This window comes from Shimazuella sp. NTD248, from assembly GCF_059510395.1.
Genome location: NZ_JCAJZT010000017.1, coordinates 1 through 12,064, shown reverse-complemented (window position 1 = coordinate 12,064; position 12,064 = coordinate 1). Strand labels below are relative to the sequence as shown.

At 37.9% G+C, this 12,064-nt stretch carries 13 protein-coding genes and 1 tRNA gene; 4 read left to right on the top strand and 10 right to left on the bottom strand.

What is annotated here, in order from left to right; all coding sequences use genetic code 11:
- From AC5WOE_RS19775 to AC5WOE_RS19745, 7 genes are all read right to left on the bottom strand, one after another.
- A partial coding sequence (locus tag AC5WOE_RS19775) for a hypothetical protein (protein WP_496051560.1) occupies positions 1-582 on the bottom strand: 582 nt, incomplete at its 3' end.
- Positions 583-789: 207 nt separating this feature from the next.
- Positions 790-1,440 carry a class I SAM-dependent methyltransferase gene (locus AC5WOE_RS19770; protein ID WP_496051559.1) on the bottom strand — a complete coding sequence of 217 codons (651 nt, stop codon included), beginning with the start codon at positions 1,438-1,440 and terminating at the stop codon, positions 790-792.
- Between the two features lie 10 nt (positions 1,441-1,450).
- Complete coding sequence (locus AC5WOE_RS19765) at positions 1,451-2,140, bottom strand: class I SAM-dependent methyltransferase (protein WP_496051558.1); 690 nt, start codon at positions 2,138-2,140, stop codon at positions 1,451-1,453.
- Positions 2,141-2,144: 4 nt separating this feature from the next.
- Positions 2,145-2,852, bottom strand: coding sequence for a glycosyltransferase (locus AC5WOE_RS19760; protein ID WP_496051557.1), 708 nt, complete (start codon positions 2,850-2,852; stop codon positions 2,145-2,147).
- Positions 2,833-3,468 carry a class I SAM-dependent methyltransferase gene (locus tag AC5WOE_RS19755; RefSeq protein WP_496051556.1) on the bottom strand — a complete coding sequence of 212 codons (636 nt, stop codon included), beginning with the start codon at positions 3,466-3,468 and terminating at the stop codon, positions 2,833-2,835. The genes AC5WOE_RS19760 and AC5WOE_RS19755 overlap by 20 nt, the downstream gene beginning before the upstream one ends.
- A 12-nt stretch (positions 3,469-3,480) precedes the next feature.
- Positions 3,481-5,106, bottom strand: coding sequence for a glycosyltransferase (locus tag AC5WOE_RS19750; RefSeq protein ID WP_496051555.1), 1,626 nt, complete (start codon positions 5,104-5,106; stop codon positions 3,481-3,483).
- Positions 5,107-5,118: 12 nt separating this feature from the next.
- Complete coding sequence (locus AC5WOE_RS19745; RefSeq protein WP_496051554.1) at positions 5,119-7,017, bottom strand: glycosyltransferase; 1,899 nt, start codon at positions 7,015-7,017, stop codon at positions 5,119-5,121.
- Positions 7,018-7,243: 226 nt separating this feature from the next.
- Between AC5WOE_RS19745 and AC5WOE_RS19740 the strand changes: the two genes are divergently transcribed.
- A complete protein-coding gene (locus AC5WOE_RS19740) occupies positions 7,244-8,119 on the top strand; it encodes an alpha-helical endospore appendage domain-containing protein (protein WP_496051553.1) in 876 nt (291 codons plus the stop codon).
- Positions 8,120-8,226: 107 nt separating this feature from the next.
- Here AC5WOE_RS19740 and AC5WOE_RS19735 read toward each other — a convergent pair whose 3' ends face one another.
- Positions 8,227-9,516, bottom strand: coding sequence for a glycosyltransferase (locus tag AC5WOE_RS19735; protein ID WP_496051552.1), 1,290 nt, complete (start codon positions 9,514-9,516; stop codon positions 8,227-8,229).
- 141 nt (positions 9,517-9,657) lie between these two features.
- Positions 9,658-9,984, bottom strand: coding sequence for an alpha-helical endospore appendage domain-containing protein (locus AC5WOE_RS19730; RefSeq protein WP_496051551.1), 327 nt, complete (start codon positions 9,982-9,984; stop codon positions 9,658-9,660).
- 155 nt (positions 9,985-10,139) lie between these two features.
- Between AC5WOE_RS19730 and AC5WOE_RS19725 the strand changes: the two genes are divergently transcribed.
- From AC5WOE_RS19725 to AC5WOE_RS19715, 3 genes are read left to right on the top strand one after another with little or no spacing between them, the layout of a single operon-like run.
- The gene (locus tag AC5WOE_RS19725) at positions 10,140-10,436 is read left to right on the top strand and encodes an alpha-helical endospore appendage domain-containing protein (RefSeq protein WP_496051550.1); all 297 of its coding nucleotides are present in this window, start codon (positions 10,140-10,142) and stop codon (positions 10,434-10,436) included.
- Positions 10,437-10,465: 29 nt separating this feature from the next.
- Positions 10,466-10,855, top strand: coding sequence for a hypothetical protein (locus tag AC5WOE_RS19720; protein WP_496053324.1), 390 nt, complete (start codon positions 10,466-10,468; stop codon positions 10,853-10,855).
- Positions 10,845-11,963, top strand: a complete 1,119-nt coding sequence (locus AC5WOE_RS19715; protein WP_496051548.1) for a glycosyltransferase — start codon at positions 10,845-10,847, stop codon at positions 11,961-11,963. Before AC5WOE_RS19720 ends, AC5WOE_RS19715 begins: the two co-directional genes overlap by 11 nt.
- 12 nt (positions 11,964-11,975) lie before the next feature.
- Here AC5WOE_RS19715 and AC5WOE_RS19710 read toward each other — a convergent pair.
- Positions 11,976-12,051 (bottom strand) — tRNA-Ala (locus tag AC5WOE_RS19710).
- Between the last annotated feature and the right edge of the window lie 13 nt (positions 12,052-12,064).

Genomic DNA, 12,064 nt, shown 5'->3' with positions numbered 1-12,064 from the left:
TCCCGTGGCTCCGGTTCCTCCCGTGGCTCCCGTTGCTCCAGTACTTCCAGTCGCCCCGGTACTTCCCGTGGCTCCGGTTCCTCCTACGGCTCCAGTACTTCCCGTGGCTCCGGTTCCTCCCGTCGCCCCCGTTTCTCCCGTCACTCCGATACTTCCGGTCGCTCCGGTACTTCCCGTGGCTCCAGTACTTCCCGTCGCCCCCGTTTCTCCCGTCACTCCGATACTTCCGGTCGCTCCGGTACTTCCCGTGGCTCCAGTACTTCCAGTCACCCCCGTTTCTCCCGTCACTCCGGTACTTCCGGTCGCTCCGGTACTTCCGGTCGCTCCGGTACTTCCGGTCGCTCCAGCACTTCCAGTCGCCCCTGTATCGCCAGTTGCTCCAGTTGCTCCGGTTGCGCCAGTTGCTCCGGTTGCGCCAGTTGCTCCGGTTTCACCGGTTACTTGGAGAATGGTTATATCTAAAGGATTAATAACACCAATAACCCTATTTTTTTCGATGGCATCCCATTTATAAGGCAAATAACTGTCTCCTTTCTTCTCTTCAATGAGCACTGCCTTCACCGACAGCATTTTTCCAAGCATACTTATCTATTCTATTCACAAGAACGAAAATAGCTACTAATATCGAAGGAAATAGTCATATGTTTTATTTGTTGTCCGAGATGTAATTATAAGGAAATTAGCGTAAGTGATATGAGCTCAGCGACGCTTTCTCTATTCTTCTCAATTAAATTTTCTTGTTCTCCACGGTTTGAAAATATAGTAAGGAAAAGTGAAGCGAAACTATTATTATCTTTTCTTCAATACAGAACGAAAACAATAAAGAGTAGGAGGGTGAAAGCGGGAGTAAAGTGCGTCTTCTGGAAGTTCAAATGAGACATCTCCATAGAAAGTTAAATTTGATTGTCTTATCGCTTCTTCTAAGATATTAAATTGGATATCTGGATAATCAAAAGTTAGAACTAGCAAACCATCGTCTTTTAACACTCGATTAAATTCTTGAAAAGCTCCAAATAGAGAGGTTTGATCCATATGTTCTAAAACAGAAATGCAAAATATTTTGTCAAATTTGTTGTTTTCATATGGCAATGCACTTAAATTCGCTATAGAGAAATCTACTTTATTTATATAGGACTTATCCAATTGAGCAGCTACATCTGCACCAAGAAATGCCTTAATATCTTGTATTATGGCTTCAGGATCTAATATTCTAGAATCAAGATCACAGGCATAAACCGCTTGACATTTATCCGTTAAATAAAATTTAAAAGGATGACACACACCACAAGCTGCATCCAGAACTACATCATCTTTGCTTACAAACTCACTTGCCCATTCATACTCATAAAAACGACTCCACCAATCAAGAGGCAGCTTTAAAAGTGAAATATCTGTTTTCTCATCTGTATGAACAAAAAACCGAGAATCATATTTACTCATATCACACCTCCTATTTTTCCTCTTGTATTTGAACCAAAGTCCATCGCTCTTGACCTAATATTTCTCTATAAATCTCCTCATAAAAAAACACTCTCTGTAGGTCTTGAAGGAAAGGATAATGGTCAAAATCATCAACTAAGATAAGTGCATTTGGTTTTAAGACATTGCGGAATAAAGGATAAGCAAGAGAACGACCATTTCCATGCGGACCGTCCACTATCATGACATCGATTGATTTTTCTTTTAATGGCAAATCGCCAACTTCTGCATAGAAAGTATTACGAATAGTAAATAAATCATAGTCTTGTGCAGATACAGGTTTACCAGAGGACTTCCAAAGAGCAAGAGACTGATTCTGAGCAGAAAATATATTTTCCCATTCCTGATCAGATAGTTGCTTTAACGTTTGCGGAAATACCTTTATATGATTGGAATCTACTCGATTACTTAATACTTTCGCCCACTCATGATGATGCTCCAAAGTGGTGACACGAAGAGGTAATAATTCACTATCCAGTAACTCCCGCCAAAATAAAGTGGACTGTCCCCCTCCAAGCTCTAAAATGTGATAAGGCTCATCTTTAAATTCAAGTCGCCGGCAAAGATGAATGATTGCTCGCCTGCTTAAAGCCATTCCTCCGTATCCCAAAGCCGATTGCGTAGAAAGTTGGATAACTTTTTCAATATCTTTTACCAACATGGCTTTATGCCTCCCACGGTATCAAGTGAGGATGTTCATCCAAAATGGAATCATATTGCTCCTTCCAACCAAATTTCCCCTCTGGATCTAATTCCATATAGCGGTCAAACTTTTTCTTGCGATCTTTGGGGGATGCCCATCCTAGATGTTTCATACGTGCGGGGTGGCAAAAATAGGAAAATTGGTAGACCTCTATGGGAAAACGCCCGCAATGCTGGGCCGTTTCCTTCCATGTATACTCCAAGTCATCACGGTAACGAATCATAAATGGACGGTAAAATTGATGCGCTTTCCAAAAATTATCTTCTCGATAATGGGTTTCATTCCACATGTCATACAGTCGAAAGTAGATAGCATCATATTTTTGTTGTTGGTGTATATCTTCAACTTGGTGTACAAATTTTTCTTCCAGCATTTCATCTGCATCCAAATTTAAAATCCATTCAGGATTTGTTTTTACTGTTTCCTCCCATTGTTGTTTGCGAAGAGCAACTTCGTTTGCAAACTGAGAGGTTTCATTTTGAATAAGATGCAAAGGGATATCATGAAGTATTTCTTTGCAAACATCTACTGTATCGTCTGTACTTCCATCATCTATGATTACAGCTTCATCAATGTAAGCAAGATGACTTTTTAAAACTTGTCGAAGATAACGGCCAGCTTCATTTTTCACAATCATAGAAAGGGTTATTTTAGATGTCATGCCACACATTCCCTTCCTCCTTTTTATAAATCACCAATATTTGTTTGGCATCCCAATACGTATTGGCAATGAGGCGACAATCGATCTCTTTTAAAAAGGTCAAACGAAAATCTTCTATTTTCTCTGGGAAATGCTCATAATCGAAGCGAAAAAAATGTTCATAAGTGCCTGTATCGTCTTGAAAAGGAAGCAGTAATACTAAATACTTATTGGATTGTTGTAATAATTTATCCAAGATAGGGAAAGGATCATGAAAATGTTCCAATGTATTAGAGGAGAAAATAATATCGAATTGATCGGTCATTTGTAGGACATCTGCTACTGCAAATGTATAAGAAGGGTAATATTGCTTGGCTTTATTGATTGCCTCCTCAGAAAAATCAATTCCTGTAACTTCTGTAGCAGGAAATGCCTTTGCTAAAACATCCACTCCATCACCTAATGCACAACCTGCGTCACACATGCTATAAGAGTGAGCATGAATCTCTTCTTTAAACCAAGTTGGTAAATGATCCAGTGCCACATTAGCAAAAAAAATCGTTTGATCACGGCCACGGCGTGCTTCCCAAGTGTGTGTAAATAACATATCCCAGTAATCTTCACTATTTGGTGGAGGTTGTTGCAAGTTATACACTCCTTACTTTTTATAGACAACTAAAACCTGTTTGGTTTGACAATAGGATTGTGGGATTTTACCACAATCTATTTCTTCTAAGGCAACAAGCTGGAATGGACCGACTGACTCAGGAAACGAATTAAACGTAAAAATTGCTTGATTTTCTTGTGTTTTCTGTTCGACTTGATATGGCAGTAATAATACAACGTAATGCTTTGTTTTTTGCATCAATTGCGCCAATGAGGCAATTGGATCTGTATAAAGAGCTAAGACATTGGAACAGAAAATGATATCATAATCATTCGTTATACTATCTATACTTTCTACTCGAAACGAATATTCAGGGTAAGAAAGATGTGCTTTGTTAACAGCATCTCTCGAAAAATCGATTCCTTCTATCGTTGAAAATGGGAAAGCTTTGGTATATACCGTTATCGCATCACCAAGCGCACAGCCCACATCACAGAGCTGATAAGATGAGTTTTGCATTTCCTTTTTTATATTTTCCGGAAGATAATCAACGATTACATTTGCAAAGAAAGATGTTTGATTCCTTCCACCTAAATTTTCCCAATCAGTCAAAAAGCGAATATCCCAGTATGTTGATGTTGTTGGCGGGAATGTTTCTCGACGCTCTACCTTTTTTATTTCCTTGTGTTTAGCTAAGTCTGAAAGTATCGGTTCTATTTGTTTCACTCTTGCCTCCCATGATTCCTGTAGAGCAAAACATTGAAGTTCTTCTGGATTTTCCATGATAATACGCTCTATTTCCTCTACCCATTCTGTTGCAGTAGCTCCTGTCGCAACATAAGGACAATCAATCGCTTCTTGAATAGGAGTAGATATAACAGGAACTCCTGCTGCTAAATACTCATACATTTTGATGGGTGAGCTACTATGTGTCATATCGCGAACCTGAAAAGGTACCAAACCAACCGCAAACTGCCCAACATAAGAAGGCAGTTCGTGATACAGTTTCCTGCCTAAGAAAAAGACATTTGGACAATCTGCAAAAATGAGTTCTACACCTACATAATCATTTCCTAAAAGGACAATCGACCAATCGGGGCGTTGTTTTGCTACTTCCTTCATAATCGAAACATCAATCCAAGACGCGATAGACCCCATAAAACCTAAAATAGGTTTAGGAATATGCAGCAATTCCAATGGTGACGCCATCTTTTTTGCATCACAAAAATGTTCAAAATCAGCAGCATTTGGCATCAGGATAAGAGGTTTTTCCGGAAAAAGTTGCTTTACGATATGATATAAACGCTGGCTTACAACTGTGATAACATCCGCTGCCTCCATTGCGTTTTGCAAGTCTGGATTATTCCAAACAGCAAATTCTTCTGCCGCTTCATCTATATAATCAAAAACGACTAAATCTGCATGGAATGTATCTTTCATTCGATAGTAAGGTGGATGAGTTACCCATAGCACAGTTGATTCCTCTGCCTTTGGAAGAATAGAACGACAATCACAAATTTCAACACCATCTCGATAATAAACTGCTCCATCATATCGGCCATATTCCATAAAAACTGCTCGGTGACCTAATTTTGCAAAAGCTTTCATCAATTGCTGCGGACGTTGAAAAACAAGGCTGCCTTCCCAATGAATAGTCGGAGGATAAATAACTTTCATTTGGTCACTCCTCTAACTTTCTGCTCTTTGCGCGAAATATTTTTTATTATGTAATATACTTGGATGGTTAGGGTTTAGCGAATAAGCTTGCTCATTGTGATGAACAGCCTTTTCTTTATTTCCAAGTTTGTCATAACACAGGCATAACTGTAAGTGAGGAAGCCAACTCCAAGAAGCATGATCTAGGGAGCCCATTATTTCGTACGGTTTTTGTAAATTAGTAGCTAATTCATACCAAAATACTGCTTGATCTAATTGATTTTGCTCTAAAAATAAAGCTCCGAGTCGGCAACAAGCTTCTGCCCTTGGTCTATCAAAATGAAAGGTTCTCAGTATAGCTTGTTGTTCTGAATCAAACTCACATAAGTGATGATAACAGTCAGCAAGTTTTAAACAAGCAGCTATATTATCTTCCACCCAACCCTGCTTGGTAAAAAGAAATTTCTCATAATAAGTGACAGCTTCTTCATAAAAAGCATTATCTCTCAATTCATTGGCGAAGTAATACAAATCCCGAACAGAAAATACAGCTCCTAAACGCTGATGATTCCGATAAATTTGCAAGTTACGGTCTGTGTATGCTTTGTCTTTTTTATGCGTGATCGCAATATCACTATGTAAAACATTTCCTCCTACTTCCAGATACTCATGCACAAATCCAATCCAAAGAAAGTTGCAAGCTCTTCGTACTAGTCGATTCCGCCTTAAACTATGCGTTACATTTCCTTCTTCATCAAATGAAAGATGATAATGCATCGATACACTATCAATTCCTGGGTCAAGTGTTTTCTTAAGAGACAGTAAAGAAGCTTGATCATTTTCTTTCAAAAAATCGTCTGCATCAAGCCAAAGAATATATTCCTTCGTCGCAAGACTAAAGGCGTAATTACGAGCTGCAGAAAAATCATCGATCCACTCAAACTCATAAACTTTTGCACCAAACTTTGCTGCTATTTCTTTTGTTTGATCTGTCGATCCTGTGTCTACAATAATAAGCTCATCCACTATTGTTTGAATAGAAGACAAACATCTCTCTAGTACATCCTCCTCGTTTTTTACAATCATACAAAGACTGATAGTTATCCCCTCATCTTGGTTCATGGAAATACGACACCTTCTTTTATAGGCAGGTAATCCTTTCAAATCAGAAGACCGATAAATATGATAAGCTGGGTAATGGGTATCTACATGTAATAAAAATCCGAGAGCAGCCGCACGGATCGAAAAATGCCGATCCTCTCCCCAATAAGAAAGATTGGAGATTTCTGCAAATTTCACTCCGGCAGCAAGTGCCTTTTTCGAAATCAAGGTACAGGCTCCAAGTCCCCCAACTTCATATGTTCCTGGCTGCCGTAACTTCTCCAAAAAAGAATGAGTTCTCTGTCCAATCTCCTCCTCTGTCAGTGTCTCGTTTCGATGTTTCGTATAGAGTGTATAATGATCCTGTAGCCATACTTGTGGCAGTTCAGATGCCGTCGGCTGCCATTTCGTCCAAAAAATATTCGAAACGATATTTTTCTCTGCTTCTATGAGTTGCTTCAGTGTATAAGGATGCAACACCAAATCAGAATCTATGAGAAAAAGATAATCAAAATCGTTTTCCTTTGCATAATCAATCATCTGGTCTTTCATCTCTGCTACTTTCCAAATCTGTGCTTCTCTCCAATAATGCGTGTACTCATCACAATGATAGGATTCTTTTTCACCTAAGTATTTGTCAATAACAACCTTTTCGTGCTTTTTTGCAAAATCGGAAAGTAATTTACTTGATTTTTCAGACACATTATCATCTACAAATCGATATTCTACGCTTAGATCTTCTCTATTTAGTTCTGTGAGAGAGAGCAGATATTCTTGTAAAATTTCAGGTTGTTGATGGACAGGAGTCCCTATTAATATGCGCTTCCTCATGTCATTCCCCCAATCACCATAGCTACCTCAAATATATATATGATAAAAGGAGTTAACTTTATTCAGGAAATAAACAAGAAGAAATATCCATACATTTGCTTTTCCTTCTGACAATTAAAGCACTTACAAATTCTTCATTAGACCAACAAGCTTAAGGAGAAAAGTCCAGTCAAATACTCCTGTATTGCATTTACTATAATGACAAAATCATGAAGAAGGTGAGCAATTGAGCTTCCCAAATATACCCAACATCACGCCGAAAATTTCATTATCTGAAAATGATTCTATTTCATTATTACTTAGTTCCATTGCATTAGAAGAGCTGGCTTTAGCGCATATCATGAACGCTGAGGCAGAAAAAATACAATTTGTTTTAGGCACCTTGCCTGGAACAAAAAATACGATCAATCCTCCACATATAACTATTTCCGATCTCCTGACAATAAACACAGATGTCCGTAAAACATTGCAGGATGTAATAAAAAAAGAAATGCTGCTTCAATTTAAATTAGAAAATATTTTACAACTCAAAACAACATCATCGACAACAACTACCACTACAACATCATCGACAACCACAACTACTACTACGACGAAAACAACAACTACTACATCCACTACTTCTACGACAACTACAACTACATCATGCGGATGCATGGTGACGAATCCAGCAGATGATAACTTTAATATTAAAAGAGGTACAGGAGCAAATGACACAACTGTTGTATTTAACGGAGTGACGCAACCGACAAATGCACACGGCTCAGTGAATTTCTGTGGTCATATATGTTTAGACTGCATATCAAATAATCAGTTTATATTTGACTATGGAGGGACAGCAACATTACGTGCTTTCCGATTCACAGCAACTACCTTTCATGTCCCACATTGCAAAAATCAAATTGTGACCATAACAGGCGAAGGCAATACCACCAATACTGCTTTATTTGGTCCTAATCCTGTGACCTATACTCTCGATTTGAACGGTATAACAAATAATAAGCGTATTTCATTGTTAATTACAGGAAGCAATGGAAGTTTATTTTTCGCAACTATATCAAAACTCGGGAATCATGAACTATCTGTAACTAATTGCCCCTAATTTTTAATAGAGCTCTTTATTACGCTACAGGCGACCATATCGGTTGCCTTTTTTAACTGCATATTTTAAATGGAACGACAATCATCCCTGTTAAAAACTCTGTCTTGTCATAATGTCATTTTTAAAAGTGGCTCCAACTGATTGTTCCAAACCCATTGAGGACTATATCTCTGTCTGCTCAAAGTTTTGGCGTGTATAACCGCATTCTCTCTCATCAAGTTGACAATTTTTGTTGCATTGTGTTCTAAATATGCATTCTCAGTTGGATGGTAGGTCTCAGAAGTATCAAAACCAAAGTTGCGTGCATCCCATCTCATAAAAAATGCATTTAATTTTTTTCCTAATTCTTCAAGAGCTGGCACTGCTTCATTCACAATAATAAAATTTCCCTTACTGGCTGCTTCTAATACCGTTAGACCAAATGATTCCGAAAGCGAGGGACAAATAAATAGATTTGCTAATGAAAAAAGCTCCATCACTGCTTTTCTTGGAAAACCACTTTCAAATCCGATATCAGATGTAAAAATCATATCTCTGAGATCGAGCCCTGCTTCACATCCTTCAAGCAGAACTAGTGACTTATACGTCTTTGGATCAATGTCCTTACTGGAAAAATCACAAAATACAACTTTTACATTTTTTTCGCTCCCTTTTTTGATAGCACCACATAAAGAGGCCACTTTTTCAAATTTTTTTGCTGGTGTTAAACGACCTGGATAAATAACAAGAAAATCAGATGAAAGTATATCTATTTTTTTTATTACCGTTCTGACTTCATCACTTAAAAAGCCTGGAAGATCAAGGCTATTGTTTACTACCTGACACTTCCCTTCTGGAACATCATACTGCCTTGCCAGGGCAGGTATCCCCGAGTAAGTTGGATATACATAAATAGTACTTGGCATAGGAGTATAGCGTGCTGAAAACGGCCATTCCATATTTAATGGACGATTGACAGGTGCAGAATGAGTAAAGGCTAGAAATCTTAAATTTGGCAACTGCTGCTGTGCTTTTCGAACCGCAACATTATGGACAAGATGCCATCCTTGATAATGGATATCATGCATCAGACAAACATCCACATCTGACAATTTCTCTACCAGATCATCTGCTATCCTATCTGCTTCTGCAAAAAAACTTTCGTGAACTTTCCCTGTAGGCTGAGAGTAGTCTTTCCAATGGATAACTTCCCCATCAATCTGATTCGCAATTTTTATCCATTCTATCCTCTTATCCAAATAAACACCGTATCGCTCGTGATCAGGACAGTGCTCACTGACAAGCAATTTGATTTTTACCTTTGCATCAAGCAGCATTCGAAGTTGTTCAGCTACAATATTGACCAGTGAATATGTGTTATTTAAACCATTGAACATGGTTAAAATAGCAACCTTCAAAGTCTTATGCCTCCATTTCACCATTACGTTGTTCATTCAATTAGAGGATGCCCTATGAACCAATTGGAACGATGGGCAAGTCGCTTGATGTATGTCTTCCGTGCCTTCCCTCCAAACGCAAAGGACACTCCACTTTTGAGATTAGTCCTCTTCAGTTTCGGTTTGATTTATCAATTCCAATATGTTTTCAAATTTAAATTGAAGCAACATCTCTTTTTTTATTACATCTTGCAGAACACTGCGTACATTTTCATTAAGAAGCAATAAATCCTTGATAGATACCTTATCTGGGCAATCATTAGCGGTTTCCAAAGACCCTAAAACAAACTGTATTTTTTCTGCTTCTGCATTGATCAGATGAGCAAGAGCTAACTCCTCTAAAGCAATCGATGACAATAATAGTGATACTGTCTGCCCTGGAGTGATGCTAATAATCGGTGTGATATTAGGTATATTCGCTTGAGACATTTCTTCACTTCCTTTTTAGAATTAGGATATAAGTCAATATATTCTCCATTCATACTATGGTTGTTTGTCCCCTAAAAAAATCCCATCCGATTCTATTATCAATGATTTGATCATATCCATAAGAGTAATTAAGTATTTGGAAAGGAAGGAAGATCATGAGTATCCCCCAAATGCCTGATGGGAAGAACCGTCCATCCTTTTCTGAAGTAATCATCGATTTATTAGAATCTATTGCTTTAGAAGAAATAGCATTGGCACATTTGATTCATGCAGAAGCTGAAAAGGTACAAGCATTTGTTGGAAAAAATCTAGACTTTCCGACATGTCCCTCTAATGTAGAGATAAATATGTTTAACAATGAAGTTTTAAAGTTAATTGATGCAATCGTGATGAAGGAATGGCTGTTGCTTAGAAAGTTTGAAAACGTTATCCATTGTATCGATTACGATTGATCTATGATTTCAAAAAGGAGAGAAGCAGGATGAACATGAAACATCTCCCCCAACATTCTCGTTCTTTATACATAGATGCTTATCAACAATGGAAGTCAGCAATTTACCAATTTGTTCTTGCTTATCAACTGTTACTAACAGCTTTCAAACAAAAGGATCAGTCTTATTCTGCTTCCTTTGTAAAAAAAGCAGCTCTTACTTCGAGCAAACTTTATCACATATATACTGCTAGAAAGGCTCTTTGGTCTGCCGACAAATCTACCCTAAACCGCCAATCCCCACAAAATCCAATGGACTGTTTTGCAGATCTAAAAGAAATCCTGAGAGACAACAGGAATCGATCAAAAAAGGTAATGAAAGGATATACACTTTTTCTATCTGGAGTACAGAAAGGTCGGAGGAAGATCAATGAAAGATAAAAAACTCCTATCTCTTTGTATGATTGTCCAAAATGAAGAGACGTTTATCGGTAACTGTCTTCATAGTGTAAAAGACATTGTTGATGAAATGATTATTGTTGATACAGGTTCCACTGATGCTACAGTAGAAATCTGTAAATCAGCAGGGGCAATCGTTTTACACAGGGATTGGGAAGATAACTTTGCAGTTGCAAGAAATTACGGTTTGGATCACGCGAAAGGGGATTGGGTTTTTTGGTTGGATGCAGATGAAGAAGTGGAGAAAGAGAACGCAACAAAATTGCGTGATGTGTTAAGCCTAACAGAAGAACATATAGCTGGTATTCAATTAATAAACTACTACGGCTCCTATCCAATTCATCCAGATCATGCATATTTGGTAAACCATCATCGATTATTTCGTAATCACATGGGCTTTCGATTTAAAAATCGAATTCATGAGCAACTAAATGTACAGGAAGTCTTAGGAGCTGTCGATGATATCATTACTTTACCAGTAAAGGTTTATCACTATGGATATTTAAATGACGTCACCATCAAAAGGGACAAACACAAAAGAAACATCCAAATATTAGAAAAAATGAAACAAGAAGGCAGTACAGATCCTTGGATTGATTACCATCTAGCAAATGAATACTATCGTAAACAAAAACATGAAAAAGCATTTCAATATGTGAATGAAGCTATTTTAAAGTTTATTCACATACAACAAACACCACCATCACTTTTATACAAGTTAAAGTATGAAATTCTCATCACACTTAATAGCTTTGAAGGTGCTTGGCCTGCTATTGATAAAGCTATTGCCCTTTATCCTGATTATGTCGATCTTCATTTATACAAAGGATTAATCTTTATTGGGCAAAATGAATATGAAGAGGCTATCAAAGTATTTCAGCATTGTCTTTTTTTAGGAGAAGATAACCATCATCATCTCACTTTAAAAGGGGCTGGCAGCTTCCAAGCATGGTACTATATAGGTAAATGTTATATCCAATTAGGTCAAATAGAAAAAGCTACTCTTGCACTTGAAACTTGTCTTGAGCAATCCTATAATCACCAACTTGCTAAAGAAGAATTAGAGAAAATAAAAAACCCTTCCAAATAAGAAAGGTTGTTGTGGTGGAGCTAAGCGGGATCGAACCGCTGACCTCCTGCTTGCAAGGCAGGCGCTCTCCCAGCTGAGCTATAGCCCCATATAAACTGGGT

Excerpts from the sequence above, each read along its gene's own strand:
- AC5WOE_RS19770 (WP_496051559.1), bottom strand. The coding sequence starts at position 1,440 with ATGAGTAAATATGATTCTCGGTTTTTTGTTCATACAGATGAGAAAACA.
- AC5WOE_RS19765 (WP_496051558.1), bottom strand. The coding sequence starts at position 2,140 with ATGTTGGTAAAAGATATTGAAAAAGTTATCCAACTTTCTACGCAATCG.
- AC5WOE_RS19760 (WP_496051557.1), bottom strand. The coding sequence starts at position 2,852 with ATGTGTGGCATGACATCTAAAATAACCCTTTCTATGATTGTGAAAAAT.
- AC5WOE_RS19750 (WP_496051555.1), bottom strand. The coding sequence starts at position 5,106 with ATGAAAGTTATTTATCCTCCGACTATTCATTGGGAAGGCAGCCTTGTT.
- AC5WOE_RS19745 (WP_496051554.1), bottom strand. The coding sequence starts at position 7,017 with ATGAGGAAGCGCATATTAATAGGGACTCCTGTCCATCAACAACCTGAA.
- AC5WOE_RS19730 (WP_496051551.1), bottom strand. The coding sequence starts at position 9,984 with ATGTCTCAAGCGAATATACCTAATATCACACCGATTATTAGCATCACT.
- AC5WOE_RS19725 (WP_496051550.1), top strand. The coding sequence starts at position 10,140 with ATGAGTATCCCCCAAATGCCTGATGGGAAGAACCGTCCATCCTTTTCT.
- AC5WOE_RS19720 (WP_496053324.1), top strand. The coding sequence starts at position 10,466 with ATGAACATGAAACATCTCCCCCAACATTCTCGTTCTTTATACATAGAT.
- AC5WOE_RS19715 (WP_496051548.1), top strand. The coding sequence starts at position 10,845 with ATGAAAGATAAAAAACTCCTATCTCTTTGTATGATTGTCCAAAATGAA.